This is a genomic window from Ruegeria sp. YKSE079 (genome assembly GCF_059612845.1).
The window spans coordinates 59,726-81,225 of record NZ_JBXWRJ010000019.1; the positions used below are offsets into that span (position 1 = coordinate 59,726).

Annotated in this window: 24 protein-coding genes; 13 read left to right on the plus strand and 11 right to left on the minus strand. The window is 55.7% G+C overall.

The window, feature by feature from the left end:
- Positions 1–46: 46 nt before the first annotated feature.
- Genes AC2FMY_RS16825 through AC2FMY_RS16835 form a run of 3 tightly spaced genes read left to right on the plus strand, consistent with a single transcriptional unit; the run spans position 47 to position 3,251 of the window.
- A complete protein-coding gene (locus tag AC2FMY_RS16825; protein ID WP_496747865.1) occupies positions 47–796 on the plus strand; it encodes a biotin--[acetyl-CoA-carboxylase] ligase in 750 nt (249 codons plus the stop codon).
- 11 nt (positions 797–807) lie between these two features.
- Positions 808–1,587, plus strand: a complete 780-nt coding sequence (locus tag AC2FMY_RS16830; protein WP_480749303.1) for a type III pantothenate kinase — start codon at positions 808–810, stop codon at positions 1,585–1,587.
- Entirely contained in the window at positions 1,584–3,251 is a 1,668-nt protein-coding gene (locus AC2FMY_RS16835; RefSeq protein WP_496747862.1) for a ribonuclease J, read from the plus strand. Before AC2FMY_RS16830 ends, AC2FMY_RS16835 begins: the two co-directional genes overlap by 4 nt.
- A gap of 9 nt (positions 3,252–3,260) precedes the next feature.
- Here AC2FMY_RS16835 and AC2FMY_RS16840 read toward each other — a convergent pair whose 3' ends face one another.
- On the minus strand, positions 3,261–3,962 hold the full coding sequence (locus AC2FMY_RS16840) for an NUDIX hydrolase (RefSeq protein WP_480749305.1): 702 nt from the start codon (positions 3,960–3,962) through the stop codon (positions 3,261–3,263).
- A gap of 26 nt (positions 3,963–3,988) precedes the next feature.
- Positions 3,989–4,387 carry a DUF983 domain-containing protein gene (locus tag AC2FMY_RS16845; protein ID WP_480749306.1) on the minus strand — a complete coding sequence of 133 codons (399 nt, stop codon included), beginning with the start codon at positions 4,385–4,387 and terminating at the stop codon, positions 3,989–3,991.
- A gap of 226 nt (positions 4,388–4,613) precedes the next feature.
- Here AC2FMY_RS16845 and AC2FMY_RS16850 point away from each other — a divergent pair, with 226 nt between their 5' ends.
- The 4 genes from AC2FMY_RS16850 to AC2FMY_RS16865 are packed head-to-tail and all read left to right on the plus strand — an operon-like array spanning position 4,614 to position 6,519.
- A complete protein-coding gene (locus AC2FMY_RS16850) occupies positions 4,614–5,081 on the plus strand; it encodes an EF-hand domain-containing protein (RefSeq protein ID WP_480749307.1) in 468 nt (155 codons plus the stop codon).
- Positions 5,082–5,105: 24 nt separating this feature from the next.
- Entirely contained in the window at positions 5,106–5,702 is a 597-nt protein-coding gene (locus AC2FMY_RS16855; protein WP_496747860.1) for an RNA polymerase sigma factor, read from the plus strand.
- Positions 5,695–6,045: a hypothetical protein gene (locus tag AC2FMY_RS16860; protein WP_496747857.1), complete on the plus strand. Its 351-nt coding sequence runs from the start codon at positions 5,695–5,697 to the stop codon at positions 6,043–6,045. Before AC2FMY_RS16855 ends, AC2FMY_RS16860 begins: the two co-directional genes overlap by 8 nt.
- A complete protein-coding gene (locus tag AC2FMY_RS16865; protein WP_480749310.1) occupies positions 6,046–6,519 on the plus strand; it encodes a periplasmic heavy metal sensor in 474 nt (157 codons plus the stop codon).
- 19 nt (positions 6,520–6,538) lie between these two features.
- Here AC2FMY_RS16865 and AC2FMY_RS16870 read toward each other — a convergent pair whose 3' ends face one another.
- A complete protein-coding gene (locus tag AC2FMY_RS16870) occupies positions 6,539–7,927 on the minus strand; it encodes a diguanylate cyclase (RefSeq protein ID WP_496807755.1) in 1,389 nt (462 codons plus the stop codon).
- Positions 7,928–8,013: 86 nt separating this feature from the next.
- Between AC2FMY_RS16870 and AC2FMY_RS16875 the strand changes: the two genes are divergently transcribed.
- The 6 genes from AC2FMY_RS16875 (at position 8,014) to AC2FMY_RS16900 (ending at position 13,897) form a co-directional block, all read left to right on the plus strand.
- Positions 8,014–8,301: a DUF3572 domain-containing protein gene (locus AC2FMY_RS16875; RefSeq protein WP_480749312.1), complete on the plus strand. Its 288-nt coding sequence runs from the start codon at positions 8,014–8,016 to the stop codon at positions 8,299–8,301.
- A 30-nt stretch (positions 8,302–8,331) separates the two neighbouring features.
- Positions 8,332–9,021, plus strand: coding sequence for an HAD family hydrolase (locus tag AC2FMY_RS16880; protein WP_480749313.1), 690 nt, complete (start codon positions 8,332–8,334; stop codon positions 9,019–9,021).
- A 121-nt stretch (positions 9,022–9,142) separates the two neighbouring features.
- On the plus strand, positions 9,143–10,702 hold the full coding sequence (locus tag AC2FMY_RS16885) for a trimethylamine methyltransferase family protein (protein WP_480749314.1): 1,560 nt from the start codon (positions 9,143–9,145) through the stop codon (positions 10,700–10,702).
- Positions 10,703–10,819: 117 nt separating this feature from the next.
- The gene (locus tag AC2FMY_RS16890) at positions 10,820–11,407 is read left to right on the plus strand and encodes a heme NO-binding domain-containing protein (RefSeq protein ID WP_480749315.1); all 588 of its coding nucleotides are present in this window, start codon (positions 10,820–10,822) and stop codon (positions 11,405–11,407) included.
- Positions 11,404–12,414, plus strand: a complete 1,011-nt coding sequence (locus AC2FMY_RS16895) for a GGDEF domain-containing protein (RefSeq protein ID WP_480749316.1) — start codon at positions 11,404–11,406, stop codon at positions 12,412–12,414. Before AC2FMY_RS16890 ends, AC2FMY_RS16895 begins: the two co-directional genes overlap by 4 nt.
- 187 nt (positions 12,415–12,601) lie before the next feature.
- A complete protein-coding gene (locus AC2FMY_RS16900) occupies positions 12,602–13,897 on the plus strand; it encodes a peptidoglycan-binding domain-containing protein (protein WP_496807749.1) in 1,296 nt (431 codons plus the stop codon).
- Positions 13,898–13,961: 64 nt separating this feature from the next.
- Here AC2FMY_RS16900 and AC2FMY_RS16905 read toward each other — a convergent pair whose 3' ends face one another.
- From AC2FMY_RS16905 to AC2FMY_RS16940, 8 genes are all read right to left on the minus strand, one after another.
- Entirely contained in the window at positions 13,962–14,675 is a 714-nt protein-coding gene (locus AC2FMY_RS16905) for a CbiX/SirB N-terminal domain-containing protein (protein ID WP_496807750.1), read from the minus strand.
- Positions 14,676–14,727: 52 nt separating this feature from the next.
- The gene (locus tag AC2FMY_RS16910) at positions 14,728–15,660 is read right to left on the minus strand and encodes an AEC family transporter (protein WP_496747847.1); all 933 of its coding nucleotides are present in this window, start codon (positions 15,658–15,660) and stop codon (positions 14,728–14,730) included.
- 74 nt (positions 15,661–15,734) lie between these two features.
- Positions 15,735–16,535 carry an MBL fold metallo-hydrolase gene (locus AC2FMY_RS16915; RefSeq protein WP_496747845.1) on the minus strand — a complete coding sequence of 267 codons (801 nt, stop codon included), beginning with the start codon at positions 16,533–16,535 and terminating at the stop codon, positions 15,735–15,737.
- Positions 16,532–17,347: a TatD family hydrolase gene (locus AC2FMY_RS16920; protein ID WP_480749321.1), complete on the minus strand. Its 816-nt coding sequence runs from the start codon at positions 17,345–17,347 to the stop codon at positions 16,532–16,534. The genes AC2FMY_RS16915 and AC2FMY_RS16920 overlap by 4 nt, the downstream gene beginning before the upstream one ends.
- Positions 17,344–18,462, minus strand: a complete 1,119-nt coding sequence (locus AC2FMY_RS16925; protein ID WP_496807751.1) for a DNA polymerase III subunit delta' — start codon at positions 18,460–18,462, stop codon at positions 17,344–17,346. The genes AC2FMY_RS16920 and AC2FMY_RS16925 overlap by 4 nt, the downstream gene beginning before the upstream one ends.
- Positions 18,463–18,468: 6 nt before the next feature.
- On the minus strand, positions 18,469–19,095 hold the full coding sequence (gene tmk, locus AC2FMY_RS16930) for a dTMP kinase (RefSeq protein WP_480749323.1): 627 nt from the start codon (positions 19,093–19,095) through the stop codon (positions 18,469–18,471).
- Positions 19,092–20,258: a D-alanyl-D-alanine carboxypeptidase family protein gene (locus AC2FMY_RS16935; RefSeq protein ID WP_480749324.1), complete on the minus strand. Its 1,167-nt coding sequence runs from the start codon at positions 20,256–20,258 to the stop codon at positions 19,092–19,094. The genes tmk and AC2FMY_RS16935 overlap by 4 nt, the downstream gene beginning before the upstream one ends.
- Before the next feature lie 12 nt (positions 20,259–20,270).
- Entirely contained in the window at positions 20,271–21,149 is an 879-nt protein-coding gene (locus AC2FMY_RS16940) for an SPOR domain-containing protein (protein WP_480749325.1), read from the minus strand.
- Positions 21,150–21,500: the final 351 nt, after the last annotated feature.

Consider the following 21,500-nt stretch of genomic DNA (forward strand, 5'->3'; position numbering starts at 1 on the left):
CAAATCCGAAAAAGGAGGCTCGGTTTTTGGACCGGGCCTTTTTGTCGTGAGTGACTGGCCACACGGTTACGGGCTCCACATTCTGGACGAAGTGGATAGCACGCTGAACGAAGCCGCCAGAATTGCGTCATCTCTACGTGGGCCGGTCTGGATCATGGCGCACCGCCAGACCGCGGCGCGCGGGCGTCGGGGCCGTGTCTGGACTCACCCACGCGGCAATCTCGCAGCAACTTTGGTCATGCGCCCCGAAGGACCACCAGAACAGGTTGCGCTGCGCAGTTTTGTTGCGGCATTGGCGCTTTTCGATGCCTGTCATGCCGTCACCGGTCGAACGGATGGTCTGGCTTTGAAGTGGCCAAATGACGTGCTGCTGAATGGCGGCAAGCTTGCGGGTATATTGCTAGAGAGTACCGGACAAGGCCGCGGGGTTTCGCATCTGGCGATCGGCATTGGTGTCAACCTCGTCGAAGCGCCTCCGCGCAACCTGATCGAACCCGGCGCGGTGCGCCCGGTTTCGCTTTTGTCAGAAACCGGCTCGCAAGTGGGGGCAGAGGATTTTCTGACCGAGTTGGCGGCTGCCTTTGCGCACTACGAGACTCAATTCCTGACCTACGGCTTTGAGCCGATCCGAACGGCGTGGCTTGCTCGGGCCGCTCGGCTGGGAGAGGCTATCACCGCCCGCACCGCGACGTCCGAGACCGTAGGAACGTTCGAAACGGTGGACGGCGAAGGTAACCTTGTCCTAAACACGGCCAAGGGCCGCGCAAGGATCGCGGCGGCGGACGTGTATTTCTGAAGGGTTTTCCAATGCTTTTGGCGATTGACTGCGGCAATACCAATACCGTCTTTTCGATCTGGGACGGTGAGAAGTTCCTGTGCACCCTTCGGACCTCGACGCACCACGCACGCACGGCGGATGCATATTTCACCTGGTACTCGACGCTGGTGAAGCACTACGGGATCGAAGCGGAAATCTCGGACGTCATCATTGCGTCCACGGTCCCGCGTGTTGTGTTCAATCTAAGGGTTTTTGCCGACCGGTTTTTTGGTTGCCGACCGCTTGTCGTCGGGAAGCCTGACTGCCTTTTGCCGGTGAACCCGCGTGTCGATGAAGGGACTTACCCGGGCCCTGACAGGCTTGCCAATGCTGCAGGCGCGTTTGACCGGCATGGCGGCAATGTCGTTGTTGTAGATTTCGGAACGGCCACGAATTTCGATGTGGTGGCGGCTGACGGGGCCTATGTCGGCGGGATTATCGCGCCGGGCGTTAACCTGAGCCTTGAAGCCTTGCACATGGGGGCCGCGGCGCTGCCTCATATCGATATCAGCCGCCCCGAGAAAGTGATCGGAACTAATACCGTTGGTTGCATTCAGTCGGGGGTGTATTGGGGGTATTCGGGTCTGATCGAAGGTCTTATAAGCCGGATCAAGGCGGAATACGGAATGCCGATGCAAGTTGTCGCCACTGGTGGGCTGGCACCATTGTTCGATCAGGCGGATGTGGGGTTTGACGTGATCGAAGACGACCTGACGATGCACGGCTTGACGGTCATCCATCAATACAACAAGGAAAATATTTCGGCATGAGCAGTGACAGATTGATTTACCTGCCTCTCGGTGGGGCGGGTGAGATTGGAATGAATGCCTATGTCTACGGGTATGGCAAACCGGGGCAGGAGCGTTTGATCCTGGTCGATCTGGGGGTGGCTTTCCCTGACATGGACAGCTCGCCCGGTGTCGATCTGATCTTTGCGGATATCTCGTGGTTGAAAGAGCGGGCGGATCGGCTTGAGGCAATATTTGTCACCCACGCGCACGAAGATCACGTTGGCGCTGTCGCGCATTGCTATGAGACGTTGGGCGCGCCGATTTATGCGCGGGCATTTACGGCCAATATCGCCCGCCACAAGATGGAGGATCTGGGGCATTCTCCGGACGTCGTTCAAACGGTGTCCGCCTGGCCAGAGCAGGTTAACGCCGGGCCGTTTTCAGTCGGGTTTCTGCCGGTATCTCATTCGATTCCGGAAAGCGCCGGATTGGTAATCGATACACCCGCAGGGCGCGTCGTGCATTCGGGAGATTTCAAACTCGACCCAGAACCGGTTGTCGGAGAGCCATTTGATCCAGATCTCTGGGCCAGCGTGGCCGGCGGCGGCGTCAAGGCGCTGATCTGCGACAGTACCAACGTGTTTTCTACGCATCCGGGGCGATCAGAATCCGAATTGGGACCCGAAATCACAAAGCTTGTGGCGAACGCAACTGGTATGGTGGTCGCGACGACTTTTGCCTCGAACGTAGCTCGGGTCAAAACTCTTGCCGAAGCCGGTGAGCGCGCAGGACGCTCGGTGGTTCTGTTGGGGCGCGCGATGCGCCGCATGATTGAGGCGGCGACGGAAACTGGTATTCTTGGAGATTTCCCGCGTGTGGTCAGCCCAGAGGAAGCAGCGGACATGCCGCGCCAGAACCTGATGCTGATCGTCACCGGCAGCCAGGGTGAGCGCCGCGCCGCCAGTGCGCAACTGGCGCGTGGCAAGTACCGTGGTCTGGAGATGGCCGAAGGTGACCTGTTTCTGTTTTCTTCCAAAACCATTCCGGGGAATGAGCGCGGAGTAATCCGTGTCATCAACCAATTCAGTGAAAAAGGCGTGGATGTTGTTGATGACAGCACGGGTTTGTATCACGTTTCGGGTCATGCGAACCGACCAGATCTGGAGCGGATTCACGCCCTGATTGATCCGCAGATGGTTATCCCGATGCATGGCGAACACCGGCACTTGCGCGAGCACGCCAAACTGGCAGAGGAAGGCGGGCGAACCAGCATTGTTGCGGTCAACGGGATGAAGATTGACTTGACCGGTGATACCCCAGTGGTTGCCGAATATATCGAGACCGGTCGTACTTATCTTGACGGCACGGTTAAGATCGGCGCGCTTGATGGTGTAGTACGCGACCGTATCCGCATGGCGCTGAATGGCCATGTCACGGTGACAACAATTCTGGATGAAGAGGACGAGCCTTTAGGGGAGCCGTGGTGTGACGTGATCGGTCTGCCTGAGATAGGAAGCTCAAAAGCAGGGCTGATCGAGATTCTTGAGGAAGACCTCAACCAATTCCTGATGCGAGCCGAAGCCAAGACACTGGGAGACGATGACAAGCTCGAAGAAGCGCTCCGACGTATCGTTCGTCAGACCGCGCAGAGTGAGATCGGCAAAAAGCCGGAAGTTACCGTGGTCGTGAGCCGCATGCGCTAGTTTGGTGCTTCAATGCGTATCGGGCATCGGATAGCCGCGCAGGCGCAGGAAAAGGCTCGCTTCGTCATTGTTGTGGAAATAGGGCACTGAAACTGGCGGGGTGGGGTCGGCGGCGCGGGCCGCAACCTCGGCCAGAACGACTTCGGTAATGAATGGCAGGTCGAACTTGCGGACTTCGCTCAGCGGAATCCATTGCAAATGAGACAGTTCATCCGATGCATGGGTGAAGTCGTCCAGGTTTCCCTGAATTTCGCAGGCATCGACAAGAAAGAACCGTGCATCGAACCGACGAGGGCGTCCTGGAGGAGTCAAGGCGCGGAACACGAACTGCAGTGCCTCGGCAGCGGGGATGTAACCGGTGGCCGCGAAACTCTGCCAGTCATCAGGAATTGATCCGGCCCAGTTTCCGGGTTTGCCCAGGATCAGGCCGGTTTCTTCCCAAAGCTCACGGATCGCCGCGACGGCAAGCGCGTGCTGCAGGTCTGCGGGGGCCTTTTCTGTCAACCGCTCTGCGCAAACCGCTGGCAGGGGTGAGGCCAGTGCAACATCAGAATCTGCAGGATCAACAGCGCCGCCTGGAAAAACGAACTTGTTGGGCATGAACGCCGCTTTGGCGCCGCGTTGACCCATCAGGATGGATGGGGATTCCACCCGATCGCGCAGGACGATCACAGTCGCAGCGTTTCTGATCGCAGTCTTATCGTTGCTCATTGCCTCTCCGACTCGTTTCGAAGGCGTCAGTCGGCCTTGTCAAAACCATGCATCCGGCGCGCCCACTGATAGGCGATGACTAATCCCTTTAATCTGGGCAGAAGGTAGAGTGACAAAGCCAGACAACCAAGCGCAAAGATCAGAAACAAGGTCAATGGTTCTGGACGCCATTGCACATAGGAAACATGCAAAGCAGGAGCCATCAGGTGCCCGACGATGAGAATGGTCAGATAAGCTGGTCCGTCATCAGCACGATGGTGAAACAGCTCCTGACTGCAATGTGAGCATGTATCGTTGACCTTAAGGTAACTATGCAGAAGTTTCCCCTTGCCGCAATTTGGGCATTTTCCAAGAAACCCTTTTCGCACAGCGGGCCATGTTGGACGTTCCTGCTGAACGGTGGTCTCAATGGTCTGGTCTGTCATCTGGTCGCTCATACTATGGTTCGCAGTTTTTGGACCAGTTATGTCCAAATTGGAATTGCGGATAACTTCATTGCGTCGGGATGCCGCGAAAATAGGGCTTTGGGAGTCAGATTAAAAGTGCACCCGCAGTAAGTTTCTTTTCTACGCTGCGACGGAAAACGCTTTGCATCACGTTTCAGAAGTATGGGCAGCAACATGGGGTTGCTGCAAAACAAGGAAAACCGATATGAAACACACAGGCATTCTCTCGGGGATCGTACTTGCTACATTTGCCGTGGTGGGGTCCGCTGGTCTGGCAATGGGGCCTCAGGGCGTATCGCCGGTGACATTTCAAGAGCTGGATGCAGACGGCAACGGAGAATTAAGCAAAACCGAAATGGGGGCTTATCGAACCACGCGGTTTAATAAAGCCGATTCCGACGGTGACGAAAAGCTGAGTTTGGAAGAAATGCAGGTCGTTGCGGTAGAGCGGGCAAAGGAACGGTCTAAGTTGATGTTCGAACGTCAGGACACTAATAAAGATGGTTTCCTGACAAGCGACGAAATGCCGAAGCCGCGCAAAGAAAGCAGGTTTTTTGACCGGGTTGACTCGGATGACAGCGGCTCGATTTCAGAGCAGGAGTTTGCCGACATGGGAAGCCGCATGGGTAGTCATGGAAAGAAACACCGCCAAGGTTGCAAAATTCAAGACTGAGCCAGGATTGAGGACATGAGACCCATGTCCAAGTCGTCCCGCGGCGAAAACACGGCCGCGGGCGATATCAGCGATGACGCGTTGTTGATGTTGTTCGCTAATGGCGATAGGCAAGCTGCCCGGGAACTGACGGCACGGCTAGGTCCGCGTACTTTTTCTTTGGCATTGCGGGTTCTGGGGGACAGGGCGGAAGCCGAAGATGTCGCGCAAGAGGCAATGCTCCGGCTGTGGCAGATGGCACCGGACTGGAAGCGAGGGCAGGCAAAAGTGTCAACCTGGCTCTATCGCGTTACTCTAAACCTGTGTTTCGACTTGAGACGGAAGAAATCGGCCGAACCGCTAAGTGCAGTACCCGAACCCGAAGATGGTCGGCCTACTGCGCCTGACCAATTGCAGGACACGGCCCGGGCCGATGCTTTGCAGGCGGCTTTGATGATACTGCCGGATCGCCAAAGAGAAGCCGTCATACTGCGCCATATAGAGGAACTGACCAATCCCGAAATCGCGCAAGTCATGGAAATCTCTGTCGAGGCAGTGGAGAGCCTGACCGCAAGGGGAAAGCGGGCTTTGGTCAAGGCGTTGTCCGGGAGACGAGAAGAATTGGGGTATCTGGATGGATGAGAACGAAAAAAGGCTCGAAAATCTGTTTCAGGCTGCTCGACAAAGACGAGGCGTAGTGCCCAAAGACCTGATGGCGCGGATGATTTCGGATGCTTCGAAGGTTCAGGGTAATCGGTTCGCGTCCGAATTCTATCCAAAGCGACCGATTCTATCTGTGATCGTGGGCATACTGGGTGGTTGGCGCGGTGTCGGAGGCCTGGCGACCGCCTGTGCGGCAGGTGTCTGGATTGGTCTGGCACCGCCGGCATTCTTGCCGGACCCGGTGGATTTGTTTGTGCAAAATTCTGAGGGCGATCTGATGGCCGAGTTGGGCCTTTTGGACCTGCCTATCGAGGAGGAATAGATGCAAGAAGAACATCAAAAAACCAAGCGCAGATGGCTAGCGATTCTTCTAGGGGCATCCCTGACCCTCAATCTTTTGGTTGTCGGTCTGATTGCCGGAATGGCCTTGCGATTTCACGGTAAGAGCGATCGGTCGCCGCCGAGTTTCGGACCGGCCTTGTACCGGGCTTTGCCCGACGCGGACCGCAAAGCATTGCGGGAACGGATGCATCAGGCAGACCGAGGCGACCGTCAAACACGCCAAGAAGGTTTCAAGGATCTGACTTTGGCATTGCGGGCAGTTCCCTTTGACCCCGATGCCTTGGCCGGCATAGTAGAGCAGCAGACAGCTTTACGCGTGCATACTCAACAATCCCTTGGCGAGGCTTGGTTGGTCGTGGTCGAAAAAATGACGGACGCACAGCGCTCAAGCTATGCTGATCGTCTGGATACCTATGTCAAACGCGGTAAGTGGAAGAAACGAAGGCACGACTGAGATCCGATCGCAAAGATGTTCACAGCATGATCACTTGGTTTCGTCCCGAGTTTTTGGCCGCATAAAGCGCGCGATCCGCCGTGTCGATAAATGCGGACATACCTTCGAATTCATCGTCTGTGTTGCCGGCCAAAGGAATGGATGTGTGCAATCCAAAGCTGGCGGTAACGGTCACCCTTTCGCCGCACATGGGCAGATCATAGGGTGCATCACTGATGCCTCGTCGCAATCGTTTTGCGACCTGCATGGCCTTGTCTGGTCCGGCATCGGGCAGCGCAACAAGGAATTCTTCGCCACCCAAGCGGGCCACCAAATCCCTGGCGCTCAACTCTCGCCGGATGCGACGCGCCGTTTCGGTAAGAACGCAATCTCCAGCCAAATGTCCAAATCGATCATTGACGGCCTTGAAGTGATCCAGATCGACTATGATGACCGACAAATCTTTTTGTGACCTGCACGCATTGCGGACCATGTTTTTTAGTGCGGAATGTGCGTACCGAGAATTACGCAATCCGGTCAAGTGGTCAAAGTAAGCGGCTTTCAATCCTTCCTGAACGGACGTGTGGCGCCTATCGTGCCGGGCTTTGCGCTTGGCTTGTATTTCCAAGTGAAGGGCAAGTTCCTCAGCGCAAAATGGGCCGATCATTGCAACGTCCGCGCCCCGATCCAAAGCTTCCACCGTGCGATTGGTGTTGTCACCCTGTATCACCGCGATCAAAGCCGATCGGCGTGTTGCGAGCCGGGCACGCAGGTCTGTAAGCAAGCTCAAGCCCTCGCCATCCTCCTGTATCTCAACAATAAAGATGTCAGGCGCAGGATTTCTGAAAAGCGTGAATGCCTGACAGAGTGTGAAGCTTCCCAACGAATGGGATGTCAGCGGCTGCAAACGGCGAAGCCAGTTGCGGCGACACTCCTTGTTTTTTGTGACGATGGCAACGGAAGCGAGCGGTGCTTTGGGCTGAAACGGCTGCCCCTCATCCCCAAAGCCAAGTTCACTGGCTTCCTTGTTCCAGTTGAGGTCGTCGATTTCTGATCGCACCCGCATGAAGCTACGGACCCGAGCAAGCAGAAGGCTGTCACTATAAGGTTGTTCCAAAACGTCATCAGCGCCGGATCTGAGGGCACGTTTTCTGGCGTCTGTATCGTTTTGCGGAGTGATTGCGACGATCGGCGTATCGGAATGTCTTGCGCGTCCATTTAACAATCTCCTGACGGAAGACACGTTTCCGTCGGGCAGAGTCTCGGCCATGAGGATGATGTCCGGGTGATTGTGCTGAAGAATAGTCTCCAGGCCTTCCACTCGGGCTCGCTGGATCACTTGATAACAGGCTGACGAAAGTTGAACGTTCAACATGATCCGGTTGGTCGATACGCCGTCCAGTACCAGAATTGTTCTCTGTACAGACATGGCCTTTCCTCTGTTTCCGTCTAGCGATAAAAAAGTCTCGGTAATTCTGGTTAACAAAACCTTTCAATAGCTTTTGGTGAGAGCGAATGAAGCCAATTCCTGCCGAAGCGGCCGAAACTCTGGCCTTGAATGCCTTGACCTGGTTGGTCGGGAACGAGGAGTTGTTGTCAGTTTTTCTGGGCTCAACCGGGGCTTCGGCTGCGGATCTGCGCGCTTTGGCAACAGATGTCGACTTTCTGACGTCTGTCCTCGGTTTTCTGATGCTTGACGACGCCTGGATTGTGGCGTTTTGTGACGCGCATTCGGTGTCATATGATCGCCCGGCCATGGCCCACATGGTGCTGACTGGAGAGACAAATACGCACTGGACGTGAAACCTGATTGCCCGTTTTCGGAGTAGGCGAATGACTATTGAAGCTCTTTTGTTCGACAAAGATGGGACGCTGTTCGATTTTGCCGCAACCTGGGGGACATTTGCGCACACATTCTTGTCACGTATCGGCGCGAACAATGACGTTAGGGCGTCCTACCTTGGGCAGGTGATCGGGTTCGATTATGAAAGCAAGACATTCAGCATGGACAGCGTCGTAATTGCAGGAACCCCTGGCGAGATTGCAGAGGCTCTGCTGCCGGAAATGCCCGGCATGTCCCACTTGGAACTGGTAACCATCATCAATGAAGAGGCATCCAAGGCACCGCAACACGAAGCCGTTCCGCTGGCTCCTTTCCTGGAAGGGCTGAGGGCAAAGGGACTGAAGCTGGGGGTTGCGACGAACGACGCTCACGCACCGGCGATGGCGCATTTGGGTTCGGTCGGGGTGCAGCGACTATTTGATTTCATCGCCGGCTTCGACAGTGGTCATGGCTGCAAACCCGGCCCAGGGCAGTTGCTGGCATTTTCCGGGCATATCGGTATGGAACCGTCTAAGATCGCTATGGTCGGAGACAGTCGGCACGATCTCGAAGCCGGACGCGCCGCGGGGATGACAACCGTTGGTGTATTGACCGGGATGGCTCGTTCTGAAGATCTGGCCGACCTCGCGGATGTCATTTTTCCGAATGTCGGATACATTCCGGCTTGGTTGGGACATTGACGCTGGCGTACTCACTTATCGAAATTGGACTGTCGAAAGCGACATCTGTTGTCGCGGACGGAGCGGCTTTTCACCTTTGCTTGATGCCTTGCTAGAGGTGAAACAAGCGAAAGAGAAACCCATGTCCGATACATCAACCCGTAAACGCCGAGGTGGCGGTCGTTCTGGTGCCGCGGCGCGTCGTGGTGGTACTGTTATCGAGCAAATGCCGTGGAACCCGCCGGTCAACATCGATCGGCCGACCGAGCCTCTTGATCAGGACGGAATTGAGGCGATTCACGAAGGCGCGATGCGCATACTCGAAGAAATTGGAATCGCGTTCTACAATGAAGAAGCTAAGGGGATCCTGCGCGAGGCCGGTTGTGCCGTCGACGGTGATATCGTGCGCATGGGACGCGACTTCGTCATGGAAATGGTCGCAAAGGCGCCGGAACGTTTCACCATTACACCTCGAAATCCAGATCGAACTATTGAGGTTGGTGGCAAGACGATGCTGTTTGGCAATGTCTCATCCCCCCCGAATTACTGGGACATGGAAATTGGCCGGAAGGTTCCCGGCAATCGCGAGATGTGCCGAAACCTCTTGAAACTGACACAGTATTTCAACTGCATCCATTTCGCCGGAGGATATCCGGTCGAACCAGTTGACATTCATGCAAGTGTTCGGCACCTCGATGTGGTCTATGACAAACTGACGATCAGCGACAAGGTAATGCACGCCTATTCACTGGGTAAGGAGCGGGTCGAAGATGTGATGGAAATGGTCCGTATCGCTGGCGGCCTGTCCCATGAGGAATTCGAAGCGTCTCCCCGTTTGTATACCAACATCAATTCCACGTCGCCGCTCAAGCACGACCATCCGATGATCGACGGGTGCTTGCGGCTTGCGCGTCGCGGTCAGGCTATCGTAGTCACACCGTTCACCTTGGCGGGAGCTATGGCCCCAGTCACAATGGCGGGCGCGGTTGCACAATCCCTGGCCGAAGCCTTGTGCGCAATTGCATTGTTCCAATATGTGCGCCCGGGAATACCCTGTGTCATTGGCACATTCACGTCGAATGTCGACATGAAGTCGGGCGCACCTGCCTTTGGCACGCCGGAATACATGCGATCAACCCAGATGACCGGCCAAATGGCCCGCTTCTACAAGCTACCAATGCGGTCTTCGGGCGTTTGTGCGGCCAACGTGCCGGACGGACAGGCGATGTGGGAAACCTCAAACTCGCTATGGGCGGCGGTGCAATCCGGTACGAACATGGTCTACCATGCGGCAGGCTGGCTAGAAGGCGGCCTTATCGCATCGCCAGAAAAATTCATTATGGATTGCGAGATACTGCAGCAAATCCAACGTTACATGCAGCCCGAAATCATGGCGACGGGGCCAGATGAAATTGCCTTGGATGCAATCAAAGCTGTTGGAAATGACGGGCATTTCTTTGGCATCCAGCACACTCAGGATCGGTATGCGACCGCTTTCTACCAGCCGTTCCTGAGCGACTGGAAGAATTTCGAAGGCTGGGAAGCTGCGGGTGGTTTGTGGACGCCCGAGCGTGCCCATCACCTGTTCAAGGAAATCATTGGCAGTTTCGAAGCGCCGCCTATGGATGCCTCGATTCGCGAGGAACTGGCAGAGTTCGTCGCCCGTAGGAAGGCTGAAGGGGGCGCCCCGACCGATTTCTGATCTGCCGCAGGGTTGCCTACAATAGATCAAGTGCCAATGCTTTGGGTTAGTAGGGTTCTTGGCGATTCCTTAACCTTTTCCAACGCAAGTTGTCTCGACAGTGAGTTGAGGTAACAAATGCACGGGTTAATCAACAAGGCGATTCAATCGTTCGTCACCCATAGCTACGGGACAACGCGTTGGATCAACGTGGCCGAAGCGGCAAATCTGGGTTTTGTCGAATTCGAAGCCATGCTGGTGTACCCCGATGAATTAACAAATCGAGTGTTGACGGCGATGTGCCGGGAACTTGGGCGGCCTCAGAACGAAATCCTCGAGGATTTAGGTACATTTCTGGTGTCGGACCCAAATACCGAAGCGCTAAGGCGTCTGTTGCGATTTGGCGGAGTCAACTATGTCGAGTTTCTACATTCTCTGGACGATTTGGAGGATCGGGTCCGGTTGGCCGTTTCTGATCTGGAGCTCCCGGCTTTGGAATTGTGGGAAAACGATCCGGCGGATTATCGTCTGACTTGCCACCGCGGCCTTCCGGGATATGCCTATGTAATGATCGGTGTGCTACGCGCTATGGCTGATGACTATGGTGTCCTGGCGGTGTTTCAACACATGGGCGAGCACGAAAAAGGTGAAATCATCTCCATAAGGTTGATCGAAACCGCTTTTTCCAAAGGTCGGCAGTTTGTCTTGGGAGCGCGGGCGTCGTGATGTGTCAAAAAGATCTGATTGCTCTGCTGGACAAGCTGTGCCCGATGTACGTTCTTTTGGATCAAGACAGCCGAATCTTACGCACCGGTTTGACACTGCAAAAGCTGCGGCCAAGCGAGAAATTTGAAGGAAAGTCGTTTCTTGAACGGTTCGTTTTGGTCAGGCCACGATCCGTGAAATCAATGTCTGGATTGCTGGGTGTTGCCGGGGGAAAACTGCATCTCCGGTTCGACGATGCTCCGAGGACCGTATTCAAGGGATTGATCGTGCCCTTGCCGGAGTCAGGGTTGGCAGTTGTCAACCTGTCCTTTGGAATCTCGATTCCGGATGCCGTTCGCGACTATGATCTTACCAGTTCAGATTTTTCCAGCACGGACATGGCTATAGAGCTGCTGTATCTCGTCGAAGCGAAATCGGCAGCGATGGAGGCATCCAGAACGCTCAACCTTCGCCTTCAGGGCGCCCGAATCGCGGCAGAGGAACAGGCGTATACGGACACTTTGACCGGCCTGAAGAACCGAAGAGCGATGGATCATATCCTGAAACGATACCAAAGTTCGGCGACACCGTTTTCACTAATGCATCTTGATCTGGATTTCTTCAAGGCAATCAACGACACATTGGGACACGCTGCCGGCGACCACGTTCTTCAAAATGTTGCGAGGATTATGGTCGAAGAAACACGGGCGGAAGACACGGTTGCTCGAATTGGAGGTGACGAGTTTGTTCTGATCTTTAGGGAGCTGGTGGATCGGGTCCGGCTTGAAGCCATAGCCAAGAGACTAATTGCACAACTGGAAAAACCGCTACCTTTCGGCGAGCGTATTTGCAGGATATCCGCAAGCATCGGTACGGTGATTTCCCTGCAATTCGAAAGGCCTGACCCCGATCTGTTGCTACACGCCGCCGATTTGGCGCTATACGCCGCCAAACGCGGAGGGCGGGCACATCATCGGTTTTTTTCTGCTGATTTGGCGGAGCCGCTGGCGAGGCTGTCGGAGCGTTGATGAGCTAGTTCTCCGGTGATAAAACGGCCAGACCACTGTGCGCCTTTTCGCCCAACTTTATCTGATGGGTTGAGGCTTTCTTGACAAATAATATGGGGAATGCTCGGCTTGTGCTATAATGAAGCGTATTCAGCGAAACCGGGCGCGAAACCCCTTTGGTGGCCCGGCGAAAAGCGAGGTTATAGTCATGTTTTCAAAGTATCTATGCGCCACAGCGATGGTTGCCAGTGTCGCTTTGGTTCCGGCACGCCAGGCCCAATCTGATGAAGCGGCCGCATTCTTGGGCGGAGCGCTGCTCGGTGGCTTGGTGGTCAACGAAGTGCACAAGAGCAAGCAACGAAAACAACAGCAGGCAAGTCGCTCGACCTATTCGTCTTCGGGCGTTTCCTCTGCACAGCGCCAGCAAAATCGAGAAGTTCAGACCGCGCTGAACTATTTCGGTTACAATGTCGGCGTTGTTGACGGCCAACTTGGCCGACGCAGCCGTGCCGGGATTTCCCAATATCAGGCCGACATGGGCTACAATATCGACGGCTATCTGGACGACTACGAGCAGAATTTTCTGCTGTCGTCATACAATAGGGCGCTTTCCAGCGCGCATGTCGCACCCTACAACCAGATTGTGGCCAGCCAAGGAACTGCAGGTCTGTTGCGCAGCTATCGCAACGAACAGCTTGGCATAGCAACGCCACAGACAGCCACCCAACCGCAATTGGCCGCAGTACCGCAAGCACAGGCTCCGCAGCCGATCGCAGCACCTGTTCTGGGCGGTGAAACAGTGGCCGCACGCGCCGATACGGGCGGCCAACTGCCAACTTTCGGCTTTGCACCAGGCGGAAAATCAGCGAACGAGCTGTGCAATGACATAAGTATTCAGACCGCGTCAAATGGCGGTGCAACGCAGCCCGGAGCGGTCAGCAATACGGAACTTGCTTTGAACGAGCAGTTTTGCCAAGCGCGGATTCAGGCCATTGCCGATGCGTCAAAGCTGGAAGAGGCCATCCCCAATATGACGGCACCCCAGATTGAGGCGCAATGCCAGCAGCTAACCGATGCGATAGCGCCGAAAATTGTCGGAATAGATTCGCAATCCCCTGATCAAGTCATTGCGGACGCTTCGGCAGTTTTGACTCAATCGGGAAACTCGGTCGATCAACTCGCATCCGGCGGAAAGGTATGTTTGGGTGTCGGATATCGTACGGACGATGCTGAAATGGCGTTGGCGTCGGCGGTGTTGCTCGTGGCGGCGGGGCAAAAGGGCTATGCCGAAATTGTCAGCCATCAACTGCGTGAGGGCATCGGAGTTGCCAAGGCTGCGGGATCGCAACCGCAGGAGTGGATGCAAATGGCGATAAGCGCAGCAGACTCCGGTTCTCCGGTACTTGGACAAACCCCGCAACGTGTGGCGGTTCTTTCCGAAGCAACGGGCGGCGGCGCAGCGTCTTCGACCTTGCCGATCTTCTCGACGACGTCGAGCGATTGATATTGGCGCAATGAATATCGGTCGGGGTCGGAGGGTCCCGCCCGGTGCACTTTTGGAAACCGTTTCAGACGGAGAAATACGCCTTCAGCCGACGCCCGATATGCGCGGGAATTGGAGAAAGTTCTCCTATCACCGGCATGGTATTTCCTTTGAACTCAGCCTCGCTCAGGGCTTGGGGGACATCTTCTAGGGCATGTCCTCCGGCACAGGCGAAAAAAGGCAGGCATAGCGATTGCGCAGACATCCCCGCTGCGGCCTGAGCGATACTTGGCTCTTCTTCCACAAATCCTATGCGGGTGGACTTGAATCTGATGGTCTTTGTCAACTTGTCCGCAAATTCTGTCGCAACGCGCGCAGGATTGCGGCTCCGCCCCGAGCCGTGCGCTGCCAGAACCAGATCAGTCGCTTCCGGCTCCCATTTCAAACGTTCCAGTTCTTGTAACAGGGCCGTTGCCACCAATCCGGGTAAGTCAGCATCTGTACCCAACGGTTCAAGAATGTGCAGTGGTCTGCTCCCCAGTCTTTCGGGCAGGGCTTTGTTTACAAACCAGCCCCGCGCCATGAAGAGAGGATAGATCGCAGTGCTATCCGGAAGCTGAGCAAGCATTTTCTCCAATCGGTCAGGCGTGGCCAGAGTGGCCGAGTGGACAGTTATATCCGGAATCGTAGCGTCAACACGCGCGGCAAGGCTGCGCAAGGCCTCCTCCGCTGGGAATGGGTCAGATGGCTGGCCGTGGGCGACAATCAGGGCATGCTGCAATGTTGGCTCCTTTTTCACTCCGGCAAATGTGTTGTCCGTTCTAAAAATGTCAATCGTGCCGGATTGCTGTCTATCCCAGAACGGTCAGCCAGACCCACACAGTCATAATTGAAGCCCCGGTCGCTATCAGCACCGAGGATGCTGCAACCCGCTTGGCGCGCCCGTACATGTTTGCAAAGATATATGCGTTGAAGCCCGGGGCCATCGAAGCGTTCAGCACCGCGGACCGGAACAAATCTTGTGGCAAAGACAGCGTTTTTCCAAACAGCCACACGAGGGAGGGATGCAGCATCAGCGAGACGCAACACACGAAGAAAATAGTGCGCAGGTCGCCTTCAGGGCGGTATTGAACCAGTACACCGCCAAGCGCAAAGAGGCCGCCCGGCAAGGCGGCAAGAGTGATAAGGTCCAATGCGTTGTTGGCGACTGCGGGAATTGGAACGCCGGTCAAGTTTACAACAAAGCCAAGGGCGATGCCCAGGATCAGAACGTTGCGGAACATGGCGTTCAGGGCGGCACCGATCATCCGGCGGCCACCGCCACCGCGGTTTCGAACGATCTCCATAACGGTGATACCGACGCCATAGCAAAACGGTGAATGGAACGCGATGATCGCGTAGTTGCCGGTCAGGTTTTCCGGACCATAGGCGCGTTCAGTGATCGGCAGACCTAACAATACCGAGTTCGAAAAAAGGCAGCAGAACCCAATGGCGACGCTATCCTCCCAATCGCGTTTGAAGATGTAATGCGCGCCAACCATTCCGGCGGCAAAGCACAAACCGGCCCCACTGAAGAAACTGGCCAGCAGTCTCGGATCGAAACTGGTCTGCAAGTTCAGGGTAGCAACAGCCTTGAACAGCAGGCACGGAATTGCGAAGCCCTGTGTGAAACGCATCAGACCATCGACATGCTCGGGTCGGAAATATCCTGATCTAGTGGCGACATAGCCCGCGCCGATTACCAGAAAAACAGGCAGGATAACGTCAATCAGGCTTTGAAACATGGCCAATCTCTTGTCTGGTTGGCCGTGGCTGCCCTTGTCATGGCTATTGGGTGCCAGAGAGTCAGCGATACCGCCTAAAATGGATACCGGATCACCATGCCGTCATAGGCGGGTGACACATAGTCTGGAGTTTCTGCATCCACCGTCTCATAATCAAGATCGATATGCATGTTGGTGAGAACAGCGCGTTTGGGCTTTGCCAATTCAATCCACTCCAATGAACGCTCCAGATGCGCATGCGTAGGGTGCGGCTTGCGGCGCAGGGCATCCAGAATCCAACAGTCGAGGTTTTTAAGCTCGTTCCATGCCTCGTCATAGATTTTTGCGACATCCGGCAGATAGGCGACACCTTCGATGCGGAAACCCAGAGAATCGATAGAGCCATGTCCAACGGTGAACGGTCGGAACGGGATCGGTCCGCCAGGGCCGTTGACTTCGAATGGGCCGCTGATTGTCTTGAGATCCAAAATCGGCGGATAGGGAGAGCCTTCGGGCTGTATGAAGGCGTAACCAAAGCGGCTGAGCAGGGCGTTTTGCGTGTCACCGTCGGCCCAGACCGGTACACGCGACTGCATGTTGAATACGATCATGCGCAGGTCGTCGATGCCGTGCACGTGATCGGCGTGAGAATGGGTATAGATAACGCCATCCAGCCGACCGGTGCCGGTATCCAGCAACTGGTTGCGCATGTCCGGCGACGTGTCGATCAAAACCGTCGTGGTACCCTCAAAACCGACACGTTCTATCAGCAAGGAACAGCGCCGCCGCACGTTTTTGGGATTGGATGGATCGCAATCACCCCAGTGCCCACCAAGACGTGGCACGCCTCCGGATGAGCCGCATCCGAGAATGGTAAAGCGCAACTCGCCCCTCATGCAATTGCCTTGTAGGTGGCGGCTTTTGTGAAAAGCCGGTCGAAATTAGCCTGCGTTTTCGCCGCGAATTCGGAATACTGGATGCCGAATATCTCGGCTCCTTTTCGAGCGGTATGGGCGGTATAAGCCGGTTCGTTTCGCTTGCCGCGGTGGGGAGGCGGCGCGAGATAGGGGGCGTCTGTTTCAACAAGGATGCGGTCTAAGGGTGCTGCGGCGAAGATATCCCGCAATTCCTGGTTTTTGGGGAAGGCTGCAATGCCGGACATGGACAGATAAAAACCCAGGTCCAGTGCAGCACGGGCCAACTTGGCCGACGACGAAAAACAGTGCATGACACAGCTGTAAGGTGCGTTGCGGTATTCTGCGGCGAGAATACGGGCCATGTCTTCATCCGCCGCCCGGGCATGTATGATCAGGGGCAGTCCTGTCTGTTGCGCAGCTTCGATATGGATACGCAGCGAGACTTTTTGAACCTGGGCACTTTCAGCGGTGTAGTGATAATCCAGCCCGGTCTCACCGATCCCGACGAATTTCGGATGTTGTGACAGCGCTACCAGTTCTTCCACCGTCGCCATCGGCTCTTGAACCGCGCTCATAGGATGAGTTCCAGCTGCATAGAAAACCGGCGTATGTGCCTCGGCAATGGCACGTACCGTCGGTTCATTGCACAATCGGGTGCAAATCGACACCATGCGCGTCACGCCTGCCTCGACGGCGCGGTTTATGATTTCGGCCAATTGCCCTTCGAAATCGGGAAAATCCAAATGACAATGGCTGTCGGTTATGACAGGGGGGGGCGTGCTGTCGCTCATCTGCTCTTACCGGCGGTTTCCTGTATTTTGAACACCGTATCTAGGACCAGAGCAGCAGGGTCAAGGTTCACCGCCCGCCCTTGCCGGGTTCGGGCGGTTATCATGGCGGCGGCCTCGGCCCATGATCGTCCCGATTGCGGTGTTGATGCCAATCGTTTCAGTATTTCGGCCTCGCCAGGGATGGCTTCGGGGAAAGGCGGTGTGCCGGTCGCACCTGTTCGGGAAAGCCGGGCCAGTAAAATGTCGATCAGGGATAGAAGCAGATCAAACCGCTCCGACGCACCTCGTTGCGCGCTGGCTTCGGCCAAAGCCAGGGCGCGCTGGCGGTCCAACCGGGGAAGGCTACCCAAGATTGCGATCAGATCTGAGTATATGTCCAGCCCGCCCAGGTTCAAAAGCCGAACCGCTTCACCAACCGAACCGCCAGAAAGTGCTACCAGGTTGTCGGGCAGTGATGGAATATTCGCGCCGCACTGTGCGAGGGCAGCCTGCATGTCGTCTGAACTCAGCGGTCTCAACCTTAGTGTACGGCAGCGCGACCGGATAGTTGGCAGCAAGCGCGACGGCTGGTGTGAGACAAGCAAGAGCGTCGTGCGTGCCGGAGGTTCCTCCAGCATTTTCAGCAAGGCATTTGCCGCGCTGACATTCAATTCATCGGCACTATCGACGATCACAACCCTTCGCCTGCCATCTGCCGAAGTCAAACCAAAGAACCGGCCAAGCTTACGGATATCGTCGACAACGATTTCGTTGCGCAGCTTGCCTTGATCGTTGAGCGAACGGGTGACCGATACCAATCCCGGCTCAGCCCCGGCTCGCATTCGGCGAGAAACCGGATGTTCCGGATCGATCCCCAATGACGTCGGCTTTGGCGGACCGCCAAACAAGCCGTCATCTGCTGGAGGAGTTGCCAGCAGAAAAAGCGCGATCCGCCAGGCCAAAGTGGCTTTGCCAATGCCGCGGGGGCCAGTGAGAAGCCATCCATGATGCAGCCTTTCCGAGTTGAACGCGGACAGAAATGTCAGCTCCGCTTCGGATTGCCCGAACACACACATTGTGTCACGCGGATGAGGGGCGCCGGGCGCCTTGTCTGGAGTGGGAGTTTCGTCGGTCATTCGTGCCTATCGCAATGCCTGCATCGCGATGTTTGACACATCCCTTGCGACCGTGTCTATGTCCCGATTGCCGTCGACGACGCGAAAACGTTCGGCAAATTCCTCGGCCAAAGACAGAAACCCAGCTCGCATCCGCTGTTGTAATTCAAGTCCGAAATCCTCGAACCGTTCTTCGGTGCCTTGCCTGCCCTTGGCGCGGGACAGACCGGTGTTCGGGTCCATGTCAATTAAGACAGTCAAGTCAGGCTCTTGCCGGATCATCAGGCTGTGCAAGGTATCGACCACACAGCGCAATTTGCCTCGAGACAGCCCCTGGTACATACGGGTACTGTCGGCAAAGCGGTCGCATATCACGATCTTTCCCGCAGTCAGAGCCGGGGCAATAGTACGTTCCAAATGATCCCGGCGGGCCGCTGTGAACAACAAAATCTCTGTTTCCGCCGACCAGCGATCAGGATCGCCTTCAAGCACGAGGCGCCGGATTTCCTCGGCCCCGGGCGAACCTCCCGGTTCGCGTGTCAGGACGACTTCGTGTCCCTGAGACCGCAAGAACTCGGCCAGCATTCGTGCCTGCGTTGACTTGCCTGATCCGTCGATTCCTTCGAAGGTCAGAAACAGACCCCGGCCCGTCACATTACCTCCAACGGGCCACTGATGAACTCTTTCATCAAGATACCTGCCACAGTCTTGATCCGGACAACGAAACCACCCAGCGGTACCGCTTCGGCTGCTAAAAGAGGGCGGCGGATTTCCGGTAAACCGTCGGGGTTGATCACGAGTTCAGCCAGTTGCTGTCCCTGAGCTACCGGGGCATTGATCGGACCTTGGTAAACCACCTCTGCTTCGACCTTTTTGTCCCCGAGAATGGGCAATAGCAAGTTTAGGTCGCCCTGCGGAACCAAACCTACCGATTGTTTAGCTCCCATCCAGATTTTTGCGTCTGCGATCGGAGTGTCGGCTCTGGCGATGGTTTTTTCGACAAAATGACGAAAGGACCAGTTCACGATGGCCTCAGATTCTTCGGCGCGTTTGGCTTGGCTGTCGAGACCAGTCAGAACGAAAATCACACGACGATCACCCTGTTTGGCTGATCCGACCAGGCCATATCCGGCTTCGGAGGTGTGGCCGGTCTTGAGGCCATCGGCGCCGATATCGAGTTTGAGCAACGGGTTGCGGTTACGCGTATTGGACGGTGCGCGCCCATCGAACTCGTACACTTCCTCGGCAAATAGCGGGTAATACTCCGGGAAATCCGAAATCAGATGATCCGCCAGTATAGCAAGATCCTTTACCGACATCATGTGCCCGGCAGCTGGCCAGCCATTCGAATTTGCGAAAGTAGAATTATCCATCCCCATCTGTTTGGCGCGCTGGGTCATGTATCGTGCAAATCCTGCTTCGGTCCCATCCGGGCTAAGCGCTTCGGCGATTACGACGCAGGCGTCGTTACCGGACAAAACAATGATCCCGCGCAACAGGTCTTCGACGCGAACGCGATCCTGCGTGTTAAGGAACATAGTTGAGCCGCCGTAACTCATGGCGTGCTCTGATACCGGCAATTCTTCATCCAGTGTCAGACGACCGTCACGCAAGGCCTCGAACGCGACATAGAGTGTCATCAGTTTAGACATCGAAGCAGGAGGCAGGGGTTGATCCGCCTCTTTTGACAGAAGGACCGTACCGGTGGTCTGGTCCAGCACATAGGCCGCTTTTGCCGATGTATCGAATGCCATCGCGGGAAGTGCCAGCATAGCAAATCCCAGCGAAAGAACGGTCGAGCGCAGCACTGTCAGCATCCGGGTTCCTCCTTAGTTCTTCACGATATAAGCGTCGGAATACCCCAAATCGCGAACCTGTTTCATCAGATCCTTGCGCTCGGCCTTTGTCGCCGCCGGTCCGGCAAGAACCCGCCAGAAAGGTTTGTCGTCTTTGGAGCCTTCCTTGATTTCCGCGTTCAGCCCTGCTTTGCGCAGCTTTTCCGCGGACTGATTGGCATTTGTCTCGACAGTGAATATTCCGACTTGAATGTATCCGCGCGACAATGGGGGTGAGGCGGGTTCGGTTTTGGGAGCCTCTGCCGAGGCTGTATCCGTCGCTACGTCAGCTGCCTCGATAGCCGCCGCTGCTCCGGCGACCGGATCAAGCTTGGTCGCAGTAATTTCCGAGCCTGCATCGTCGGTCTCTTCAGCATTGGCAACTTCCTCAATTTCCGGCTCGGGCTCAGGTTCAATCACCTCGCGTTTGAGAGCTACCACATTCAATTCTACCGGCGAGCCCGCCAACATACCAAGCTCTGCCGCCGCGTCCGATGATACTTGCAGACGCGGCCCCGGCAAGTCGCGTTCCCGCCGGAATAACGCGCCTTCGATCGTCTTGTTGTTCTTGGTATTTGTAATCCTTACCCTTTGGGCCTTTTCTACGTTTGGATGCGCAACCCACGCTCCTCCCAAGGAAGGACGTCCATCCCAAAGCCCTTTTTCGACTGTTTGAAATACTTCCGGTGCTTCGACATCCCGTTCTACGGTTTCGCCTTTGCGTCTGGTCGTTTCTGTTTCAGAAGCAGACCCATCACTCGGTTTGAAAAGTGAAAACTCAGCTCCTTCTTCGCAGCCGGCCAGCGCTCCGAATACCAAGGCCAGCACCACCAGTCGAACTGAGGTGTTTCGTCTCGCGTTTGCTCGATTCATTCTCTCGCCCCTTGCCTGATCTCAGGTCGCATTTTTGCTCCCTGTTTGCCGGTTTTCCGGTCGTTACCCAACGGCCCCTTTTTCGATGTTCGGGATATTAACCTGCGCTCTGCGCCTTTGAAAGCCTGCCTCTCAAGTCTCGGCAAGATTTCCCACTTTCGGGGTCACTTTGCGAAGGTTGTCTGAGGCAATCCGGGACTGCATCGGTTTCTCGATTCTTCTCTGAGTAAGCCTCGCAATCAGGCTTTGAGGACTGTGGCTACAAGAATCCGGAAATCTAGTGTGGGCAAATCCTTTTGCACCTTCAAACTTTACAGCCTAACCATCCGGTCGTTAAGCTTTCGTGACGTC

Excerpts from the sequence above, each read along its gene's own strand:
- AC2FMY_RS16830 (WP_480749303.1), top strand. The coding sequence starts at position 808 with ATGCTTTTGGCGATTGACTGCGGCAATACCAATACCGTCTTTTCGATC.
- AC2FMY_RS16835 (WP_496747862.1), top strand. The coding sequence starts at position 1,584 with ATGAGCAGTGACAGATTGATTTACCTGCCTCTCGGTGGGGCGGGTGAG.
- AC2FMY_RS16840 (WP_480749305.1), bottom strand. The coding sequence starts at position 3,962 with ATGAGCAACGATAAGACTGCGATCAGAAACGCTGCGACTGTGATCGTC.
- AC2FMY_RS16845 (WP_480749306.1), bottom strand. The coding sequence starts at position 4,387 with ATGACAGACCAGACCATTGAGACCACCGTTCAGCAGGAACGTCCAACA.
- AC2FMY_RS16850 (WP_480749307.1), top strand. The coding sequence starts at position 4,614 with ATGAAACACACAGGCATTCTCTCGGGGATCGTACTTGCTACATTTGCC.
- AC2FMY_RS16855 (WP_496747860.1), top strand. The coding sequence starts at position 5,106 with ATGTCCAAGTCGTCCCGCGGCGAAAACACGGCCGCGGGCGATATCAGC.
- AC2FMY_RS16860 (WP_496747857.1), top strand. The coding sequence starts at position 5,695 with ATGGATGAGAACGAAAAAAGGCTCGAAAATCTGTTTCAGGCTGCTCGA.
- AC2FMY_RS16865 (WP_480749310.1), top strand. The coding sequence starts at position 6,046 with ATGCAAGAAGAACATCAAAAAACCAAGCGCAGATGGCTAGCGATTCTT.
- AC2FMY_RS16870 (WP_496807755.1), bottom strand. The coding sequence starts at position 7,927 with ATGTCTGTACAGAGAACAATTCTGGTACTGGACGGCGTATCGACCAAC.
- AC2FMY_RS16875 (WP_480749312.1), top strand. The coding sequence starts at position 8,014 with ATGAAGCCAATTCCTGCCGAAGCGGCCGAAACTCTGGCCTTGAATGCC.
- AC2FMY_RS16880 (WP_480749313.1), top strand. The coding sequence starts at position 8,332 with ATGACTATTGAAGCTCTTTTGTTCGACAAAGATGGGACGCTGTTCGAT.
- AC2FMY_RS16885 (WP_480749314.1), top strand. The coding sequence starts at position 9,143 with ATGTCCGATACATCAACCCGTAAACGCCGAGGTGGCGGTCGTTCTGGT.
- AC2FMY_RS16890 (WP_480749315.1), top strand. The coding sequence starts at position 10,820 with ATGCACGGGTTAATCAACAAGGCGATTCAATCGTTCGTCACCCATAGC.
- AC2FMY_RS16900 (WP_496807749.1), top strand. The coding sequence starts at position 12,602 with ATGTTTTCAAAGTATCTATGCGCCACAGCGATGGTTGCCAGTGTCGCT.
- AC2FMY_RS16910 (WP_496747847.1), bottom strand. The coding sequence starts at position 15,660 with ATGTTTCAAAGCCTGATTGACGTTATCCTGCCTGTTTTTCTGGTAATC.
- AC2FMY_RS16915 (WP_496747845.1), bottom strand. The coding sequence starts at position 16,535 with ATGAGGGGCGAGTTGCGCTTTACCATTCTCGGATGCGGCTCATCCGGA.
- AC2FMY_RS16920 (WP_480749321.1), bottom strand. The coding sequence starts at position 17,347 with ATGAGCGACAGCACGCCCCCCCCTGTCATAACCGACAGCCATTGTCAT.
- AC2FMY_RS16925 (WP_496807751.1), bottom strand. The coding sequence starts at position 18,462 with ATGACCGACGAAACTCCCACTCCAGACAAGGCGCCCGGCGCCCCTCAT.
- AC2FMY_RS16935 (WP_480749324.1), bottom strand. The coding sequence starts at position 20,258 with ATGCTGACAGTGCTGCGCTCGACCGTTCTTTCGCTGGGATTTGCTATG.
- AC2FMY_RS16940 (WP_480749325.1), bottom strand. The coding sequence starts at position 21,149 with ATGAATCGAGCAAACGCGAGACGAAACACCTCAGTTCGACTGGTGGTG.